This is a genomic window from Vibrio sinensis (assembly GCF_003605645.1).
GTDB classification, from domain to species: Bacteria; Pseudomonadota; Gammaproteobacteria; order Enterobacterales; family Vibrionaceae; genus Vibrio; species Vibrio sinensis.
Window position 1 is genome coordinate 69683 of sequence record NZ_QVMU01000013.1, and the last position, 19382, is coordinate 89064.

17 protein-coding genes are annotated in these 19382 nt (G+C 42.9%); 11 read left to right on the forward strand and 6 right to left on the reverse strand.

All coding sequences use genetic code 11. The features are described from left to right. Positions 1–61: 61 nt before the first annotated feature. Complete coding sequence (locus DZ860_RS14165; protein ID WP_165862903.1) at positions 62–346, reverse strand: cation diffusion facilitator family transporter; 285 nt, start codon at positions 344–346, stop codon at positions 62–64. 675 nt (positions 347–1021) lie between these two features. Here DZ860_RS14165 and DZ860_RS14170 point away from each other — a divergent pair. The 9 genes from DZ860_RS14170 to DZ860_RS14210 all read left to right on the forward strand — a co-directional run bounded on the left by DZ860_RS14170 (position 1022) and on the right by DZ860_RS14210 (position 12539). Then, complete coding sequence (locus DZ860_RS14170; protein WP_120032366.1) at positions 1022–1672, forward strand: hypothetical protein; 651 nt, start codon at positions 1022–1024, stop codon at positions 1670–1672. Between the two features lie 12 nt (positions 1673–1684). Next, positions 1685–4561, forward strand: a complete 2877-nt coding sequence (locus DZ860_RS14175) for an FtsK/SpoIIIE domain-containing protein (RefSeq protein WP_120032368.1) — start codon at positions 1685–1687, stop codon at positions 4559–4561. Between the two features lie 3 nt (positions 4562–4564). Continuing rightward, on the forward strand, positions 4565–4834 hold the full coding sequence (locus tag DZ860_RS14180) for a hypothetical protein (RefSeq protein ID WP_120032370.1): 270 nt from the start codon (positions 4565–4567) through the stop codon (positions 4832–4834). Next, entirely contained in the window at positions 4827–5105 is a 279-nt protein-coding gene (locus tag DZ860_RS14185) for a hypothetical protein (protein WP_120032372.1), read from the forward strand. The genes DZ860_RS14180 and DZ860_RS14185 overlap by 8 nt, the downstream gene beginning before the upstream one ends. Beyond that, positions 5087–6112 carry a hypothetical protein gene (locus tag DZ860_RS14190; RefSeq protein ID WP_120032374.1) on the forward strand — a complete coding sequence of 342 codons (1026 nt, stop codon included), beginning with the start codon at positions 5087–5089 and terminating at the stop codon, positions 6110–6112. Before DZ860_RS14185 ends, DZ860_RS14190 begins: the two co-directional genes overlap by 19 nt. A gap of 18 nt (positions 6113–6130) precedes the next feature. Beyond that, complete coding sequence (locus DZ860_RS14195; RefSeq protein ID WP_120032375.1) at positions 6131–6577, forward strand: hypothetical protein; 447 nt, start codon at positions 6131–6133, stop codon at positions 6575–6577. A gap of 9 nt (positions 6578–6586) precedes the next feature. After that, positions 6587–8035: a glycerophosphodiester phosphodiesterase gene (locus DZ860_RS14200; protein ID WP_120032377.1), complete on the forward strand. Its 1449-nt coding sequence runs from the start codon at positions 6587–6589 to the stop codon at positions 8033–8035. Between the two features lie 8 nt (positions 8036–8043). Beyond that, the gene (locus DZ860_RS14205; RefSeq protein WP_120032379.1) at positions 8044–10443 is read left to right on the forward strand and encodes a peptidase associated/transthyretin-like domain-containing protein; all 2400 of its coding nucleotides are present in this window, start codon (positions 8044–8046) and stop codon (positions 10441–10443) included. 314 nt (positions 10444–10757) lie between these two features. Next, positions 10758–12539: a helix-turn-helix domain-containing protein gene (locus DZ860_RS14210; RefSeq protein WP_120032381.1), complete on the forward strand. Its 1782-nt coding sequence runs from the start codon at positions 10758–10760 to the stop codon at positions 12537–12539. Here the strand turns inward: DZ860_RS14210 and DZ860_RS14215 are convergent. The 4 genes from DZ860_RS14215 to DZ860_RS14230 all read right to left on the reverse strand — a co-directional run bounded on the left by DZ860_RS14215 (position 12490) and on the right by DZ860_RS14230 (position 16582). Continuing rightward, on the reverse strand, positions 12490–13539 hold the full coding sequence (locus DZ860_RS14215; RefSeq protein ID WP_120032382.1) for a M42 family metallopeptidase: 1050 nt from the start codon (positions 13537–13539) through the stop codon (positions 12490–12492). The two genes, DZ860_RS14210 and DZ860_RS14215, sit on opposite strands and share 50 nt — an antisense overlap. 29 nt (positions 13540–13568) lie before the next feature. Beyond that, positions 13569–14633 carry a M24 family metallopeptidase gene (locus tag DZ860_RS14220; protein WP_120032384.1) on the reverse strand — a complete coding sequence of 355 codons (1065 nt, stop codon included), beginning with the start codon at positions 14631–14633 and terminating at the stop codon, positions 13569–13571. Between the two features lie 164 nt (positions 14634–14797). Then, positions 14798–16141 (reverse strand): PTS sugar transporter subunit IIC, encoded by a 1344-nt coding sequence (locus DZ860_RS14225; RefSeq protein WP_120032386.1) that lies wholly within the window; start codon positions 16139–16141, stop codon positions 14798–14800. Between the two features lie 102 nt (positions 16142–16243). Continuing rightward, positions 16244–16582, reverse strand: coding sequence for a PTS sugar transporter subunit IIB (locus DZ860_RS14230; RefSeq protein WP_120032387.1), 339 nt, complete (start codon positions 16580–16582; stop codon positions 16244–16246). Between the two features lie 176 nt (positions 16583–16758). On the opposite strand from DZ860_RS14230, the gene DZ860_RS14235 reads away from it, so the two are divergent. After that, the gene (locus DZ860_RS14235) at positions 16759–17115 is read left to right on the forward strand and encodes a PTS lactose/cellobiose transporter subunit IIA (protein ID WP_120032389.1); all 357 of its coding nucleotides are present in this window, start codon (positions 16759–16761) and stop codon (positions 17113–17115) included. A gap of 94 nt (positions 17116–17209) precedes the next feature. After that, positions 17210–18394, forward strand: a complete 1185-nt coding sequence (locus DZ860_RS14240) for a MalY/PatB family protein (protein ID WP_120032391.1) — start codon at positions 17210–17212, stop codon at positions 18392–18394. A gap of 112 nt (positions 18395–18506) precedes the next feature. Here DZ860_RS14240 and ppsR read toward each other — a convergent pair whose 3' ends face one another. After that, the gene (ppsR, locus tag DZ860_RS14245) at positions 18507–19340 is read right to left on the reverse strand and encodes a posphoenolpyruvate synthetase regulatory kinase/phosphorylase PpsR (RefSeq protein WP_120032393.1); all 834 of its coding nucleotides are present in this window, start codon (positions 19338–19340) and stop codon (positions 18507–18509) included. Between the last annotated feature and the right edge of the window lie 42 nt (positions 19341–19382).

Genomic DNA, 19382 nt, shown 5'->3' on the forward strand with positions numbered 1-19382 from the left:
CTGAGTTATATAGGGGCGCTTTCCTATCGATATCAATTGACTAGAGATAAAACCCCTCTAATCACTCATGGTTGTGAGCTGTTTTATGGTGTTCCCGTGAATGCTCTTTATGATCATGTTGTTTGGTTTTATGGTGATGATGTTCATCATGCTCATGACGATCACTATGGGTTTGCTGAGGATGCTTATGCCCCTCTGGGTTGCCACCATGTTGAGTATGTGGGTGACTTTTTTCATGGTCGCGGACTGCGTGATGATCTTTGTTATGCTTGTGTTCTACTTCACTACCGTAGCGACGTTCCATTTTTTCGTGATTAAACTCTGCGCCATGTTGGTTACCATGCATAGCTTCATTTTGGTTTTCTTGATTACTTTGGCTCATACTCGTTTATCCTTAGCTGAAAAGAGTAGTGAACAAAATTGGGTATTCCCTATTATTAGTCATACCAAATTTCGCTCCTCTGGAATACAAAATTACTCCTGCCATCAAGCTTCGCCAATGTCTATTTTGCCAACTATAAATCCCAATCTTGAGCCTTGAATTGTCAGTTTCATCAGAGTACTTACCAAGCCATTTGAACTAGCTTCCTATCAATGTTTTTGTATCAAAACACAACACAAATCACAGCTCATCATAACTAAACTTTAGTGCTAACTTTCTAATTAAAATATCTAATGCACGCCACTCAAAAAAACTTCAAATATGGAAATAATGCAAGATTAAAAGTAGAAAATAGCAAAGCACATTCCATAAATTATTAATCCCAAGTAAACATGAGAGTTCACCATCCTATTAATGTGCTCTAGATCACAAAGAAGCTAGCCAGTATCGCGTTTTGTAAAGTCATTCAATTGTGCCAATTTCACCATCGTGATATCGTCCTTTCGCATTATAAACAAGTAGATACAAACAGTACGCACTAGGCTAAAACTATCAAGTAATTGAGTTTAAAGCACAGCGAATACTGCATAAACGTACCCATTTTTTATCTAAATAATTGAACCTATAGTTAGGAAGACAATGCAAGATCAAGGCTTAGCTCATTTCGAAAGTGTCGAAGACTTTAAACGTGCATTCTTACCCACTCATCAAGCGTGCGTAGAAGCAGGAAAAAATCTCGCTACGAGTGAAGAAAAAATCAAAACAAACGCAGCCATCGTAGAAAAACTTTATGAAGAGTTGGATGGATGTTTGGACGACATTAATGACTATTTTCGTATCCATCGAAACACATTAGATGCGTCCTTAGAGAAATTAACATCCAGTGAAGGGCCGTCAAACACACTAGATAAAGAGCGCAAAGCGTCCAAAGCATTCAGCCAAGTACTGCAGGAAGGGAAACTGTTAATCACACTATCCAATCAAGTGCCTCTCGACGAACACATCGATGTTCAACTCGATAAAAACTTCCGACAGCTATGTACTGATGTACATGAAACTCTCGATATTTTAAGCAATATTCGCCAAGCCGAAGATGAGTATTTCGCTCGTTGCAAAGTCTTAGGTGATGAAAAGCGTGCAGAAGAAAAACGTAAAATTGAAGCGCAACTCCGACTCGATGCTGAAGCTCAAGTGGTAGCAGATCGTCGTCAAAGTCTAAAGAAAAAATTGCTTTGTACTGGCGTTTTTATCTTTGCTGTAGCAGGTTTTATTATGAGTCAAATGGCTTAAGGTTTGATAACAATGAATGATTTAGATGCTGTATTACAACAAGCCGACTCTGCGCGTAAAGAACTGATTGGTCAGTTAAGACAAAAAGCGGATAAGCAAAAGAAACACCTCAATAATACGCTAGATGACTTAAACTCCAACGCATTAGCAAATACGATTGAAAAAAGTACTCAAGCTTGCGATCAAGAAAGTGAACAGGCAAGACAAGCGATTACGGCTGTCCGTGATATGCTAAATCGCCTCCCAAAGCCACTGCAACCTTGGCTGGAAGAGATCGACTGGACAACTTATACATTTGACCAAAACTACCTACCTCGTAACCTCGTTGTGGGTATGGAGTCGATTGAGTATGACTTGGGGAACCTGGGTAAGCATACAATAAACTTACCAAAAGAAGTGCCATTTTATAGTTCGGATTCTTGCTATTTCTTTAAACAAAGCGAGCATTCGATTGAAATGGCGAATACGCTTGTTTTCCGTTTAGCGACAATGCTACCGTATTCTTCGCAGTTTACCTTAATTGACCCATTGAAAATGGGGCAAAGTTTTCCTTACACCAAACGTCTTCCATTTAAACGCATGGTGGACAATGACGTCTCGCGTGTATTAGAAGAAATCCTATCTGACATCGTTCGAATTCAAAACAGCTACCTAGATAACAATATCGAACGTTTAGTTGACGTTGATGAAGAAATTCTTGGTAATGCCAAATTTGAACTGATTATCGCGAAAGACTTCCCACAAGCCTATGATCGCCGTTCAATTGAACTACTAGCGAAAATTGCCAGCACAGGGCCAAAAGCAGGCAAAATGGTAATTCTTGATCTCGATGAGAAAGCCGAACTACCGAATGGCCTCAACCTAAAATCACTTTTCCCTGAGCTGTTATATGTCTATGACCAGAGCAATCAAATAACTTGGGGGCTTGGCAAACCCTATCGTGATTCAATTGATACCCCTGAAACCATGAATGCGATTCTTGACGGTCTAAGCAGAGCTAAGCCAAAAGAGACCAAACTCGGTTTCTCTGATGTGATTGTGACCAACCCTGAACAATGGTGGCAAGAAAGCTCTACTGAGCTTATTTCCGCACCGATTGGTGGTTCAGGTAGCCGTAAAAATGACATTGAGCTATGGTTTGGTGAACGCAACAAGCAACCATCTTCACACGGTATGCTTGCTGCAATGACAGGTGCTGGTAAATCAAACCTTTATCACGCCTTTATCTTATCAATGGCAAGCCGCTACAGCCCTGATGACCTTCAATTCTATCTAATTGATGGTAAACAAGGTGTCGAATTCCAAAGTTATCCGAAACTACCACACGCACGTGTTGTTTCTCTTAACACCAGTCCACAACTGGCGCGAAGCGTTTTGCAAGAATTACTTGATGAAATGAACCGTCGTAATGATATGTTCAAAGAACTCGGGTTCTCTGATTTCATCAACTATCGTAGAGCGGGATCGCCTAACGGTAACTTGCCACGCTTGATGCTAATCATCGATGAGTATCAGACATTATTCGAAGATGATAAGACTGGCCTTGGATCTCAGTTGATGATCAATATCGCCTCACAAAGCCGAAGCGCGGGTATTCACATGTTTGTCGGCTCACAAAAGTTTGTCGTGCCGGGTATGTCTCAACCTCAAGCAACGTTCAGCAACATCAACTTACGCGTAGCGATGAAGATGAGTGGTGAAGAAATCACTTCGTTGCAAGAATTTGGTTCAAAAGGTAAGCAGTTGATCCGTGGCTGTACTGAAACAGGCCAAGTGGTTATTAGCCACAATGGTGGTGTAGATGAAGTGCCGTGTGATACGGGGCGAGTGGCTTATATTGATGAAGCGCATCGACATGAGCTATTACAACAATTTGTCGATAAGTGGCAGCAACAAGGTGGTGAAAATCATACCGTACTACTGGATGGTTCTGAGCAACCAGAGCTAACTGAAAACACTCAAATCAATGGGCTATTCCTTTCTCATGCTCAACGACCAACTGAAGATGAGTGGATCCGATATGCCAACAAGCCGCAGCACGCTGGTGGCTTAAACGACAACGAATGGTACCCAATTGAGCACCCATCAGTGTTCTGGTTAGGTAAGGAAATGAACATTCATGGTCAAGCAAAGGTCATCTTGCGCCGTCGTTCTCACGAGCACGTTTTGATTGTCGGTGATAGCAACGAGGCTCGTTTGGGCATGTTAGGTTACTTCTTAGCACAAATGCCAATCAACGCTGATGCAGGACAATATCAAGCTCATATTATCGAGGGCGGAATCAAGGGTTCTCCGTGGTATGGCGTTATGGCGAGTGTCAATGATATTGCACTACAAGGCAGCGCGACCGTTTCTGACAAATTCAAAGATTTCGAGCCGCAACTTGAAAGCATCATGGCTGAGCTAGAAAAGCGCCGTGGTATGGATGAAGAAGAGATGCTGTCAGAACCATCTATCTACATTGTGATTAATGATGCTCAACGTATTAAAGAAATCGCAAAACAAGATAATACCTATGGCATGAAAGTTCATGGGGCCGATAGCGGCGCGCACATGGCTGCACTATTAGAGTATGGCTCTGAATACGGTATCCACCTCATTCTGAGTTTTGATAACGTGCGCTCTTTGACCAAAGCATTTGACCGCAATGAGCTGGAAAACTTCCGCCATAAAATTGCGCTACAAATGTCAGAAGAAGATAGTTTCCGCCTGCTTAAAACTCGTGATGCTGCGAAACTTCAAGCTGATGGCAAAAAGCCAATTTACGCGTTGCATATCGATCAAATGCAAAACCGTCCAACCAAATTCAAACCATACTGCTATACCCAAGCATCGCAGTTACAACAAAGTTTGGAACATTTAGTACAGCAATATGCTAAATGGAGTTAATGGATGTCACTAGACCGTGTTGAAGAACAGATTCCGCTATTGATTAATGAAATTGAAGCACTCAGTAGCCAAATCGCGAAACATATTGGTCTTCTTAGCACTCAGGCAGAGCGTTCTCTGCCTGAATGCTCTGAACAATTACAGCTCAAACTGAGTAATGAATTGTCAGAGATCGAAGATTTAGCCTCGCTTATTGCCAATAGCCGCTGCAATAATTTATCTGACCAATTAATTCAAAAATTGGCGATGTTAAGGAGTTATTTGCATGAATAACTTACGCAGAAAAGAAGCCGTTCAAGAAATGGTCATTGCTGCAAATCAAACTCACATGCAAATCGAGACATCTGTCGATACATTGCATGCTCGTTGGGCTGCTTTGCGTGAGCACTATCATGGAATTGGCGCTGAGGATACTGAATCAGAAATCAATATCCTTTTGGCACAAACAGACAACTTATTAAGAAAGTTATCTGACTGGCGTGATGTGTGTCAGTCCCAACTTAATCCATCTGAGGAGGAACCAGCATGCAACCAAGATGGTTAGTCTCTCAGTTAGAAGAACTGGATTACCAGAGTGATTATCAAGTTGAATTGATCAACTCTCTGCTGTACCAGTCTCAATCAATGAATAACCTGACTCAAGATTACATCGGCTTTGCAAAAGCCGATGTTTTCGCGGTTTATGAATTGCTTCAATCCCTTAAGCAACAATACCAAATGGCATTGGAACACGCTCAAGGCCAAAAGCGCCGAGTTGACGAGCAGCTTGATGTCGCGACGGTTTCTCATAAACAGAGTGAAGATAGCCTCAACGAGGCTCATCACTTAGCGACGTTTTGGACAAATCAGACCAACAAAGCCGGAGATTGGCTAAGTCGGGCTCAATCACATCTTGATGACTGCGAACGCGCAACTTCGCAAGCCCGTAGTGAATTAGGCAATGCTGAAAGAGAATTAAGCAGTGCGCGTAGTCAACTTTCGGCAGCTAGAGCAAAACCTAATGTTCGAGTTTATATCGGCGACGATAGTCAAGGTCGAGCGATGTATCGTTACGAACCACCTGATACCTCGTACGAAGAGGGTTTGGTGGCAAGAGCGACATCACGAGTGAACGCTTGCCAAAGCAATTTGAACTATGCCCTTAGTCAGGAGAAAGCTGCTCGTCAAGAACGCAATAAAGCACAACATCAATTTAGTGGTTCTCAGCGGGCGCTTAATGATGCCAATGAAGCAATTTCAATGGCAAATCAGGCACTTGAAGTAGCTAACGACAGCAAACGACAAGCAAACTATAGCCAAGAGTTTTCACAACGTTGCCACGTCATCTTGGAGCAAGTGAACAATGTCATAACGCATTTTGAGCAAACTTACGAACAGCAATCCATTGTCACCTCTAAATTGGATAGTGAAGCGAATCAAGCATTTTTGCACTTGCGAAACTTAGAGAGTCAGCAAGAAGCGATTCAAGGCGAAGCCTTTACCTTGAAATATACCTTGCAAGATAAAACGTCGCTTTTGATTGCCTTTGATCAGCCGTTAAGTAGCCGATAAAACACAACCGAGTTAACCATGCCCTCTTTTGAACCAACTTATTACAAAACCGTACTCTCAAGCTTAGAGGAAGAGCGGGAAAACGCGACTTACTCAAAGAGCCACTTTGAAGAGCACTGGGAAAGCCTGCGCGTACAATGGAATGACGCCGCAGGACGCAATGTCGACAATCGAAATATGACGCCACTGATTGATGTTTACGCCCAACTGCTAACTCAAAGCCAGCAGCATCTTGAAGTAAAAAAAACGTGTTCTAGTTTGTTTGAATCGCTCCAACAGTTGCTCATTGACGCAGCTCATCATCATGAGAGTTTCACCCAACTAATGGGTGATTTAGCCATTCAAAGTGAAGAACGTGACCGTACGCTACGCAGTAGTGAAACGCTCTCAAAGCAAGTAGAAGAGCAACAAGAAGAGATCGCAGTACAAAAGCAATCTGCGAATAGTCACGTTAAACCTATCTAGAGAAAAACCATGAAATTGAGTCAATGGCTATTGTGCGCAACAGCCCTTTTAGCATTAGCTGGCTGTTCGAGCTCAGACAGGGCTAACCATTTTAAAGATGAAGTACCCGGCTTGGACTTTCTGCCTCTTGGGGCGGAAGGTCGTGTCTTTAAACTGTCTAATTACACACCACAAGAAGTGCAAGATATTCAATACGCACTCAATAGTCGTGGCTTGTATTGGACAGCAGCGCAAACACCGGCATATTTAAAACCAAGTCAATGCCCTATTGATATTTATGCTCATCGTGGCCACTACAACTACCCTGAAAACTCAGCATCTGGTGTGTTCATGGCAGCGTTGGGTGGCTTTGATGGTGCAGAAATCGATGTCATGCTAACTCGCGACGGCTATTGGGTGGCTCACCATGATAGTTACACCGGGCGCGCAACAGGTCGACATGATGGTGAGCGTTTTAGAATGTCACGCATTGATGGCGACGAATGGAACACCTTAGTCGTGCGCGACAAAGAGGGACATCTTACCAATGAACGAGCACCTTACGTCATTGACATGTTCAAACAGTGGTCAAACAGTTTCTATCCTGGCCAACAGTTAAACATCGAAATAAAAGAAGACGCTGATATTGTTGAACTATCGCAACTGCTTCGCATGGCGCGTTCGACTTTGCCAAATGGCAGTTATTTCTTTAGTTCGATGGAGTTTGACGTACTAAAAAAACTGCGTGAACTCGACAAGCATGTTTATCTTGGTTATGTGTGGGAACCGCATCCAACCTCTATCGCACTGGCAAAGCAAACTGCGCGTAAAGCAGCTCGATCAGACGTGCTCTATCAGAAATATCAGCGCCAAGTAAACTGGGTATCTGACTACGAAGCACGTAAGCGTTCCCGTGGTAAATCACAAAAGCATTCAGCTAACACAGTGCGTCAAGCACTAGGCTCAAATAGCGGATTGCATGTGGACATCCGTAGCTTTGTTGGAGCACCAACTATCTACTCACGCTCTAAGCAAGCGGGATTACAACGTGTTGCGACCTACAGCATCAATGGGACTGATTACCATCAGTCACAGCTTGTTGCCTTGAAAAAAGCGCGTCGTTCGTTGCCTGATGAAACCATCATGGATACCTCGAAATTCGAAGCTTGCCACCGCCTATACCCACAGTTGACGAAAAAGACACATAGCTATCAGCCCGTTACTGACTATGGCCGAGCCATTATGCGTCTGCCTGATGATGCGGATTTCAACCGCCTTGATGAACAAGTGATGTACCTTGCAGATAACCACTATCTATCGGCAACGGGTCGCGTGCTGACGCTGAATAAAACCAGCATCAAAGCGCCGAAAAGACGCACAACAAAAACCACAGCGACGAGCACACAAACCATCTTTATTCCAAAAGATGAAACGCTCTCTCTTGATTCAACACCGATTAACATAGAAATCCCCAACTAAGAAATCGTATGGACACTACTAATAATAAGCCAGTCAAACCGGCGCAAAAAAATCGCAAACCTAAGTGGTTGGCGATTACCTTATTTATTCTATCTCTGCTCTACCTTATCCCAGAGGTCGTCTTTAACGCCAAGCTCGTTGAAGTCGCAGGCGGCGGTCATATCAATGATGACACCCTTCATCTTGTCGAGCTTTTTGGCCGAACAATTTCGGGGATTGGTGTGACATTATTGCTTGCCGATTGGTTACTTAAAGGACGACTAGTCAGCTCTGTACCTCGCGCCATCTTAAGCCTTGCTTTGCTGACGGCTCTGGTATGGCCAACCGTTTTTTTCGGTCAGAAATTACTGATCGATAAATGGTTAATTGAACCCTCAAGTGCTCAACAACGCCAAGATGCCTTTTTTGCTTCCATTTTGCGTTCAAGCTTGGCGGCAAACGCGGTGCAAATCAAAGGATTGCCTTATCAAGTTGAACACGCGACCTCTCCAACAGAGATGACCTTTTTGGCCATGATGGGTGGCTTGGTATACGCTAACGATGATTTCATTCATCATGTTGATGACAAGAAGCGTGAGATTTTAAATCGCTATATTCAAAATAAAGCCAACTCGCAATTTGACCAACATTTTGCTGATTACAAGAATATGCGCCAAGAGGTCATTGAAGCATATCAAGAATATCAAACGGGTGTGAAACGCTACAACAACTCCATGAACGGTGCTTCATCTCGAGCAAATCGCGCTTGGGAAGAGGTAGAAACGCAAGTCTCAGAGGGCTGGAGCAGTTATCGCGGCGCAGAAAAATCCTACTTAGCTAGAGCCGAAGCTCGCGCGCAAAATATTGGACCGAAGATCTATTCGCACTTTGAAGATCGTAACGACTGTATCGACCGCTACGGTGGTAAAAACCGAAACCAAGATCGTCTAAATCGTTGTATTACTAGCGAAGAAAAACAATACGCGAAAACACTTAGTAACGCTGGATTGCCATTTGTAGAGATGGATTACTGGCTTAAACGTGAACAAGGCCGAACCAAAGGCACCACCACATTAGAAGATGCGGCTTGGAGTCTTGGCCTTTCTGCCGTGGTTGCCGGTCTTGAAATTATCTCTGGTGACAGTGGTAAAGAAGTAGTCAATGAAGTGTTCACCAACGAGGTCGCACATTACACACCTCGAATTACGGCGCTTTGGCAAGATAAGTTCAAACGTGAAACGGGCTACCCTATGGGTATTCGCTCGATAAAAGAATTCCGCTTACATGAGGTAACTGCACGAAAAGTACGTCAACGTGTGGCAAATGACGGCATCAAACTGAGTACCAGTTGGCGCGTTTCACAGGTAACTGTGTTCAAAAATACCGTTAAAGCACGAGTACGTTCAGAAACTAAACGTCAATGGAATGAAGAGATGGCCAAAAAAGGTGTCAACATGATGCCAAACCTTTCTTGGAAATCATTCCAAATCCACCCTCATATTCAAGCAACCATTCTTGAATCTATGGGTGAGCGAAACTACGTTAAACCAATGATGGCGGATTGGAATAATAAGCAGTTCCATGAGAACGTTGTGAAAGTGAACATCAAACGAGAAACGAAATACTGGTTGAGTTATATCGAATCCGCTCGCTCTCAATTCGAAGATGGCGCTCCACTGGCTGAAAATGGTAAATCAGCGTTGCGCTCAATCATTGTGCCACCGATTTCAATGTCGCTTTCTTTAATGCTGGTATTACTCACCGCAGTAAAAGTACCGTTCAAGTTTTATTCTCTGATTGACTACGATAAAGACTTCTCTGAACACCAAAAACCTTGGGAGAAATTCGTCGGCCCAGCTTTATCTATCGCTTTGATGTTGGCTGTTTTCGCAATTCCACTATTGGTGGGCAGTTCGAAATTCACCGATGAAAAATCTACAACGTCCTACTTCCTCGATTCATTTGAAGAAACGGTCTCTCCTGTTGGTTCACTTGCGCTGAAATGGGTACTGCATACTCAACCGTTAGTGCAACCAGTCGGAGCGAAATTCGATGAAAACATGAAGATCACTGAGATATTCAAAAACACTCTCGAGGCTCCGATTGCAACCATGGATATTATTATCATGGCGAAGATTAATCCGCTTAAAAGTCTTGCATCGCAAGAAATGAAAGAGAGTTTTGAGGAGCAAAAACAAGCGATAACACAAACAGGTCAGCTTGTTGATTTACCATTTACGGTTCACACCAATAGCAACAACGCTCGAATACGTGTCCTAAATATCAAGCCGAGATATGAGGCCGGTATTAAACTCCCAGCAGGTAACTACCATGTTGAAGTGAGTGCTCCGGGCTATACAACAAAACGCATTTGGGTTGCTCATAATAATAAGAGCTCTACCCATCAAATAAACATGAACAAAGTGTAGTTTTTGATATAGCGCTTATCTCTAATAAAGCCAGATAGATCTCAGATTTATCTGGCTTTTTAATTATATCAACCCACATAAGTCATTAATAATTCTTGCTGATTAAATCAACTGATAACGTCGTTATACGTTTTCGTTAGGAGTCAGTACTATTTGAATAACGGGATATCTTCAACTCATGATTCGTTCTCTGTGATTTTCGTTCGCAAACTCTGATCACTGACTTATCCAAATTGGTATTAGTCGGATGGCTCTCATCATTTTTGCTGATGTATTGATAAACTCGACGAAATTTTTTAGTTATCTCTACCATCATGAGCCTGAACAAACAGCATTTTGATATCGTGACTGCACTCACCATGCAACGCAGCAGTATCAACGCGCTCGCCTCGGTGTTTAATATGACATCGCGTAATCTTCGATACGCCATCGAGAACATCAATTATTATTTGGACAAGCTGGAGATGACGCCGATTGCCTTAAACCAAGGTGAATTGCATTATCCCTACGATCCCAGTCTATTTTTCAGTGATACACTGGCAAGCAATTTTGTCTTCTCGAAGCATGAACGTGAAGAATATTTGGCGACCATTGCCTTGTTCTCGCCTGAAACACCGTTAAGTGATATCCAAAACTACCTACGCGTTAGCCGACCAACACTGAACAAAGATCTACGTAACACGAATATTACGTTCAATGGATTAACGCTGGAACTGGAAGTCATTGACCAGCACCTTTTCGTTTCAGGGAAAGAAAAACAGATCCGCTATTTGCAAATGTGTTACGCATCTAAATATCTATTCTGTAAGAACAATGAATTGCATTATTTAAAGAAACGATACTTCTATGAACGTGATATCGTCGCGATCATTCGTCGTTATATTGAGCGCTATCAACCCCTAGAAGCTTTCCCTGCAGTATACAGAATTGAACAAAATGCGGCTTGTTCACTGAGCCACGAATTCAAAAACCTGTTCACTATTTATTTAATGATCACCTTAACGCGCATCCAGCAAGGTGTGCTCATCAATCGTAAGAACAATGGTTCATTTCTTCAATCAACCAAGGCGTTTGGCTATATTCAAGCAGCATTAAATTGGCAACATGAGAGTTATCGTTTTGAGGCTCTGCACCTTGCAGAATACTTCCTCGGTGGGATCAGTACTGACGGTTTTTACGAAAAACGTCTTCAAGCCGAAAGCTTCATTTTTCAGTTACTCACGACCATCAGCCAACATTGTGGTAAAGATAATCAGCCTGATACGCTGCTACTCAACGATACATCATTACTCAATGATATGGTCACCTACCTAACAACAGCTGTCTATCGAGCTAAAAACAATCTCAATACCCAATTGGGAGAGCAAAGTCCCTATTCCAGACAATTATTTGAACAAGTCAAAGCGGTTGCAGAGCAAAATAGTCACCATTTGGTTGAGCCGTTACGTGATGAAGAAGTGGGATACTTAACGCGCTTAATCAATCGTGCGATTGAAGCACGAAGCCACAATCCAGTCTCTCTTGAAAAGCTAATCACCATCGCCAAAAGCTGCTGTCGAGATCTCAACACTGACGAGTTTGTTCGTAAAATAACCAGCCAAATGGGTAATAAGGTGATCGATGATCGCACGCTCCCTGCTTTGGATGATTTGCTCGTCACGCTACGAGACACTAGCCATATGCCAGAGAGTGAGGAATTAGCGCCTGTACTGAATTGGTTAAGTGAGGAAATGGAACGCATGGGATTAGTGAATAAGGAGTACGCCAGTGGCGTACTCACTCTTTTTTATGCACACAGCCATGCCTATTTTGCCCAGCATGGACTGCTCATTTGTCATGGCAAAAGCACCACCCATTCGCACCGTATCGCGATTGCTCACTTACCTCTCGCAAAACCGGTAAAAGATGTCTTTAAACGAACCATTAGACAAATCATGATGATCAGCCATGTTGATAATGTTCAGCACTTACGTGCGGTGCATCAACTTCATCAAAGGCTGACCGAACAAGATCCATTTGCTATATCAACAGATGCTGATACACCAATCAATAATAGGGGTACAAGTGCGCTTTCTGCATTTCATCCAGTTGAGTAACGACCTGTTGTAATAGAGTCAAACAACCGAAAGCATCATTTTGATTCACCTGTGTATACGGTGAATGGCAGTTACGAACCGGCAATATGATCGCCAGCCCTGCAATACCACCGCCAACCAAGGTTGCAGGGCCGTTATCTGTGCCCCCACCCGCTAGAAAATCCCGTTGAACCTGAATGCCGTGCTCTTTCGCAACATCGCTAACTAAATTGAGCAGAGGATAATGGCCTAGAGCGATTTTATCCGCAACAACGAGACATGGGCCATGGCCATACAGTCGCTGCGTTCCAGAACCGCTAGTCGCATGTTTCGCGGTGGCAACATCCAGCACCAACACAATATCTGGTCGTAACTGTTCTATTGCCGTTTTCCCGCCTTTGGTGCCCACTTCTTCCTGCACTGTTGCCACAAAATATAAATCACATGGTAATGGCTGTCCTGCCATAGACTTCATTAACTCTAAACCCAGCCAACAACCTATGCGGTCATCCATCGCCTTGGCAACTAAATTCCCGCTATTATTGAGATCAAAATGGCGAGTTGCGAAAACAGCACTGTCGCCGATTTCGATGCCCATCTCAGCGACTTCTTCTTGGCTGTTTGCTCCGACATCAAGCCATAGGTCATCAATAGTCAAACCAGATAAAGGTTGATTACTCCACATTAAACCAGTGTACTTTTGACCGAAACGAGTTTTGATTTCAAGCTCACTATTCGCAGCAACAACCGGATCGATTCCTCCTAGCTTAAATACCTTAAGTAAACCGTCAGGGCGGATTTCTCGAATCAAAAATCCAACCTCGTCCATATGAGCAACGACCGCCACTTTAGGCCCGTGGGCATTACGATTAAGCCGAGCTATCACACTCCCCAAGCCATCAAAAGTAATCTCATCGGCCACGGAAGAAAGGGTATCGCAAACGATCTTTCTTACTTCATCTTCTCGTCCTGAGGGACCATGTGCATCATTAAGTTGAGCCAACAAACTGAAGTCTTTCATTATTATTACTCCCGGCCTCTTAGCGCCGTTTATGCGATATCCGCTATATTTCGTAGGCCTCTCGGCAGTTGTGTCAGGCTTTCACAGCCAAACTCGGTGATAACAAGAGTATCTTCAACACGAGCACCACCAACACCATTCAAATAAACGCCAGGTTCAACGGTTAACACCATCCCCACGTCGAGTGTTGCTAGGCTATTCGTGGTCAACAATGGATATTCATGTCCTTGTAAACCAACGCCGTGTCCAAGGCCATGACAAAATTCCTCTTCATACCCTTTCAGAGCAAGATACTCTCGCACCGTTTTATCAACACAGCTGGCAGCAATACCGGGACGCAATGTCTTTACGCCAATTTGCTGCGCCATATAAACTGCGTCAAACATTTGCTGCAACTCACGAGATATCGATCCAGTGCAGAATGTACGAGTCACATCAGAATGATAGCCTTGATAAACCACACCAAAATCAATGGTCAACAATTCATCTTTCCCAATGATTCGTTGCGACGGACGACCATGAGGTAAAGCACCACGCTCACCAGATACCACGATCAAAAAGTCGATACTGTCCGCACCTAATACTCGAGCATGAAACTCCAAGTGTGCCGCTAACTCCTGCTCACTCATCCCAAAGCGAAAATTAGCCAAACCGAGTTCAATGGCCGCTTCGGTAATTGCACACGCTTTGCGTATTAACTCAACTTCTTGCTCAGATTTACAGCGTCTTATTGGCGCAACCACATCGTAAGTGGGTACTAACACTTGAGATAAACCTTGTCGTAATGATTCAACATCGAGGTAACTCATCGCATGAGCTTCAAAACCTAAACGTCGAACTCCATGCTCTTTGAGTCTTTGTTGAAGAGCACCTAACCAGCCAATTGCATCCGTACATACTCGATGACAATTCGGGCTTTGTTGTTCAACTTGTTGCCAGTATTTACCTGCAATCAATAATTCTGGCCCCATCGGCGTCAGCAATAAATGCCCACCACTTCCGGTAAAACCGCTCAAATAGCGTTTGTGGTGATTGTCACTCACTAACAAAGCATCAAACTGTGCTTGATAAGGTTCAAGGCTAAAGGTACGCATTGTCTACCTCCTATGAAGCTATTCACCTGAAATTAAAGTCATTGACCTAAAACTATTGGCTAAAACTATCGACCTAGAACTTTCACCCAAAAGGCATTTCGCAGAACCATGTTTTCGTGTAAAGGCTTTCTCTAACGAGAAAGCCTTTGATCATTTCAGCAAGGTTAGAAATCGAGTCCTAGCTCATCGAGCAATTCATCATCTTTCTTACTGAATACGGATTTCTTCTCTTGTTCCGCTTTCAATTGTTCCTCTCGAATCATTTCTTGTTTATCCATGATTCTAAAGAACGGATAGTAAACACAGAAGGATGCCATTATTTGTACGATCTGAACAAACGGTGTTTTCCAATCAAATGCGGTTAAGTAGCCCTCAAAGAACAACGGTAGATACGGTGGATCAAAGAACGGTTTTGCCAAGAATCCATACTTCATTAATACCAGCGGGAAGATACCAATGATTGACCCACCTAAAACAAACGGAATGAACAAGATTGGGTTTAAGATAATTGGCGCACCAAACAACACCGGCTCGTTGATACCAAATAGACTTGGCACCAAAGAAACTTGCCCCACCTTCCGATAACGCTGCGTTTTAGCTATCATCATCGCGATAACTAAGCCGAGCGTCACCCCAGAGCCGGTAAAGTTAACGAAAGCTGAGAACGTGCCGCCAGTAACAAAGTGTGGCAATTCTTCTGCCAGCGTTTTAGCCGCGATATTCTCTGAAAGATACTGCACAAAAATTGGAGATAGGATTGGGCTAAGTACGGCTGAATGGATACCAAAGAACCAGAACAGCAAACGCAGCATGATGACAAACCACACCACCCATAAGTTATCCAAACTACCCACGACCGGAGCCAATACTTCCATCATAATTTCAGGAAGCAACAAGCCACCGGTAAGATCAGCAATGAAGTAACGAGCAGAAATAAATAGTACAGCAATAAACGCAGTTGGGGTGATCAACTCAAAGGAGCTAGATACAAAATCTGGTACCCCATCTGGCATTCTTATGACCAGTTTCTTCTCGGTAAAGAATCGGTATATCTCCACGCTGGCGATGGCCACAAAGATCGCAGTAAACAGACCTTTTGAGTCAAAGAAGCGAACATCGAGGGAACCATCTGGGTTGACCGATGTGGTCAGAATCAGATAGGAGAAGAGAGACAACGCGATTGCGCCCACCGTATATATTTTATATCCCTCACTTAAAAAGTAAGCGACGGCAATAACGGTATATATCGCAATAAAGCCAAGTGAAAATTTGATTAACAGGTCAATAAGATAAGTATTATTGATAAACCATTCTTGTACGGCTACTGAATCTGAAAATACGTTTTTAAGTGCTTTTAATGGATAAGCCATCGAACCTAGCAATAATATTGGCGTAAGAACAACCATGCCTTTTTTTACTGCACTAAGATGGACTTGCTTATCTATTTTTTCTGCTATTGGTAGCAATATGCTACTGAGCAACTTTTCAAAAGAAGCAAATAGGCTCATATAAGTAACCTTTATACATTATAATAATTAACACCTGTAACAAGTACAGGTGGTAGGGAGAAAGGTGATGCTATTCTTTTAGGAACACGTTTCGAGAAAAGATCAGTCTGTTAGGCTCATTTGGTGCTTTCTATGCGCCAAAAGTGCCTGTTTCAAGACTGTGGCACCATCCATAGCACCATAGATTTCTGCAGATAATAAAACGGATGGTTTGTTATTTTCTAAGGCTGATGCTTCAATACTTTTATATTTATGGCTCAACTGTGGGCCAACAAGAATAACTTCGAAATTGTTAATTTTTTCTGCTAATCGATCGACAGAAATAGCTTCAAGAGTAAAGTCTTCAATATTTAGCTTTTGACTACCATTAATGGTTTTCTTCATTTCTTCCATCATCATTGTGGTTGAAAAGCCACCAGCACAAACTAATAATATTTTCATCATCCATTCCTTTCAATTCGTATATAAATTCGTATTTGAGTACGGCTTTATTAATAAACATCTGCTTACTTACGTCAACGAAACTTGATTTCACTGAATTCGTGAAATCAAGTTTCGTCGCTTTTTATCCGGCTTCTGATAGGGTGAATACATCGAATGAAATCCAAGGAATACCCATGAGCGCCACCCAAGAAATGAATGAAGAATTCGAAAGAGTCATAATTTCTATCGTCAGTTATTCTGGCGAAGCTAAAGGCTATGCCTATGAAGCATTAACGCTCTCTGAACAAGGTGAGTTTGAAGAAGCGGAAGCGATGATGGAGCAATGCAACGTCAGTGTTCGTAAGGCACATGCTGTACAAACTGAACTGATCCGTCAGGAAATCAGTGGTGAAAAAATTGTGGTGAGTATGATCATGGTACACGCACAAGATCACCTAATGACGACACTATCTGAACGCGAACTTATCCGGAAAATGATTGAACAAAACCGTCGTTTACACCGTTTAGAACAAGCATTACTGAACCAATAAGCCTCTCCCCCCGAGGTTAATTGCTCCTGCAGTTATGCTGTCGCGGTGGTGAACATCACCGCGACTTTTCCCTTTCTAAATCTGGAACTGTGCAATGAGTTTTGATTTTTCAGCCCCTACTGATCGCCTCAATACCTACTCGACACAATGGGACTATGTCGGTGACCGATTCGGGTGCTCCAACCTACTACCTTTCACTATTTCCGATATGGATTTTGCCGCTGCACCCTGCATAACCAATGCATTACAGCAACGATTAGATCACGGCGTTTTTGGTTATAGTCGTTGGAATCACGCGGATTTTAAACAGTCTATTTGTCATTGGTTTTTAAGCCAATATCAGACGAATCTTGATGAAAATAGTCTTGTCTATGGCCCATCCGTCATGTACATCATTGCTCGCTTAATTGAACTTTGGTCACAACCGGGAGATAGCGTGCTCTATTTTGATCCGGCTTATGATGCTTTCAAGCCGATCATAGAAACCGCAGAACGCAAAGCAATACCTAACCCACTAACCGCAACTGAAAGCGGAAAAGAAAAGCACTACAACATTGATTGGTCATTGCTCAATGAGCAAGCTTCTGATCCTCGCTGTCGGATTTTGCTCTTGTGTAACCCGCACAACCCGACGGGAAAAGTTTGGAGCCAAGCTGAGCTCACACAAATTGCTGACATTGCGCATCGTCATCAAATCAGTGTGATTAGTGACGATATCCATATGGATATTTGCTTTACCCCATACACGCCTTGGGTCAACGTTGCACAAAGTAATCAATGGGCATTAGTCAGTTCTGCTTCTAAGTCTTTTAACATTCCAGCCCTAAGTGGAGCGTATGCGGCAATAGGGTGTGAGCAAACTAAACAAGCATATCTAAATAAACTAAAGCTCACCGACGGCCTATCTTCTCCCTCTATTTTCGGAGTTCTCGCAACCATGAGCGCCTATCGAGAAGGTGCGCCTTGGCTTGAATCACTAAAAGAGTATCTGTATCAAAATCTTTTGTTTGTTGCCGAACAACTTAATCACGCGTTTCCAGAACTCAGTGTGTGCCCACCACAAGGGACCTATTTAGCATGGATAGATCTATCGCCACTCAACATTGATATGGACGCACTACAACACGCATTGATTCACGACCAAAAAATCGCCATCATGCGGGGTGACTGTTACGGATCACTAGGTCGTAACCACCTGCGTTTAAATGTAGGGTGCCAGAGAAGTAAAGTGGAGCAAGGGGTCAAAGGCTTAATTAAGGCAATTCATTCGCTGCAATAATACCCAGCCCACCTTATAGACAAAAAATCCAACCCCAAATTGCCTAATGACTTAAACGTGATTGGGCTTTTTCTATCCAGCCTATTAGTCATATCAAGCAGATAAGTCAGCTCTATAGCAGACGTCTTCTCAGCCCAGATTTCTCCAATATCCGAGTGGTAATCTCTTCAACTGATAGTGTCGAAGTATTGATAAATGGAATCGCTTCACGTCGAAACAGCGATTCCACACTCGACAATTCCGCAAGGCATTGCTCCGTACTCGCATACTCGCTACCAGCCAATCGATTCTCTCGAATTTGCGTTAGCCGTTCAGGATCAATCGTTAACCCAAACAATTTATGCCGATGAATTTCAAATTCAGGCAGTAAACGCAAGCGCTTAATATCTTCTTCAATAAATGGGTAATTGACTACTCGTAGCCCAAATTGCATTGCCATGTACAAGCTCGTTGGCGTTTTTCCACTACGCGAAACACCAAGTAAAATAATATCTGCTTTTTCCAACCCTTTAAGGGTTATGCCATCGTCATGAGCCAACGTATATTCTATTGCAGCAATACGATCAAAATATCGCTCCGAATCTTTCCCTACACTGCGCGAACGCTGTAACTGCGGCATTGGTGTCATTTGTGTATCGTTTTGTACTTTTTGCACTAAATTATCAATGACGTCATAACAATGTGCCGGTGAATCTAGCAGCATAGCTTTAAGTTGGGGTAATACTATTGAAAAGAATACCAGCGGCTTTTCGCCAGTTCTTAAATAAGACCCCTCAATCTCTTTTAACAATTTCTCTAACTTTTCTTCACTCTCGACAAACGGAAAAGTTTTTTCATTTGCATTGAATGGGAATTGACCCAGAACAACGTGCCCTAACGTCTCACATGTTATGGCCGTTCCATCAGAAACATAGAATACATCACGACTTTGACTATTGCTTTGCATGTTTTATTTAAACTTTAAAAATTATTTGATTAGGATAGACCC

Bases quoted from the DNA above. Each gene is read 5' to 3' on its own strand.
- DZ860_RS14165 (WP_165862903.1), bottom strand. From the start codon at position 346: ATGCATGGTAACCAACATGGCGCAGAGTTTAATCACGAAAAAATGGAA.
- DZ860_RS14170 (WP_120032366.1), top strand. From the start codon at position 1,022: ATGCAAGATCAAGGCTTAGCTCATTTCGAAAGTGTCGAAGACTTTAAA.
- DZ860_RS14175 (WP_120032368.1), top strand. From the start codon at position 1,685: ATGAATGATTTAGATGCTGTATTACAACAAGCCGACTCTGCGCGTAAA.
- DZ860_RS14180 (WP_120032370.1), top strand. From the start codon at position 4,565: ATGTCACTAGACCGTGTTGAAGAACAGATTCCGCTATTGATTAATGAA.
- DZ860_RS14185 (WP_120032372.1), top strand. From the start codon at position 4,827: ATGAATAACTTACGCAGAAAAGAAGCCGTTCAAGAAATGGTCATTGCT.
- DZ860_RS14190 (WP_120032374.1), top strand. From the start codon at position 5,087: ATGCAACCAAGATGGTTAGTCTCTCAGTTAGAAGAACTGGATTACCAG.
- DZ860_RS14195 (WP_120032375.1), top strand. From the start codon at position 6,131: ATGCCCTCTTTTGAACCAACTTATTACAAAACCGTACTCTCAAGCTTA.
- DZ860_RS14200 (WP_120032377.1), top strand. From the start codon at position 6,587: ATGAAATTGAGTCAATGGCTATTGTGCGCAACAGCCCTTTTAGCATTA.
- DZ860_RS14205 (WP_120032379.1), top strand. From the start codon at position 8,044: ATGGACACTACTAATAATAAGCCAGTCAAACCGGCGCAAAAAAATCGC.
- DZ860_RS14210 (WP_120032381.1), top strand. From the start codon at position 10,758: ATGAGCCTGAACAAACAGCATTTTGATATCGTGACTGCACTCACCATG.
- DZ860_RS14215 (WP_120032382.1), bottom strand. From the start codon at position 13,539: ATGAAAGACTTCAGTTTGTTGGCTCAACTTAATGATGCACATGGTCCC.
- DZ860_RS14220 (WP_120032384.1), bottom strand. From the start codon at position 14,633: ATGCGTACCTTTAGCCTTGAACCTTATCAAGCACAGTTTGATGCTTTG.
- DZ860_RS14225 (WP_120032386.1), bottom strand. From the start codon at position 16,141: ATGAGCCTATTTGCTTCTTTTGAAAAGTTGCTCAGTAGCATATTGCTA.
- DZ860_RS14230 (WP_120032387.1), bottom strand. From the start codon at position 16,582: ATGAAAATATTATTAGTTTGTGCTGGTGGCTTTTCAACCACAATGATG.
- DZ860_RS14235 (WP_120032389.1), top strand. From the start codon at position 16,759: ATGAGCGCCACCCAAGAAATGAATGAAGAATTCGAAAGAGTCATAATT.
- DZ860_RS14240 (WP_120032391.1), top strand. From the start codon at position 17,210: ATGAGTTTTGATTTTTCAGCCCCTACTGATCGCCTCAATACCTACTCG.
- ppsR (WP_120032393.1), bottom strand. From the start codon at position 19,340: ATGCAAAGCAATAGTCAAAGTCGTGATGTATTCTATGTTTCTGATGGA.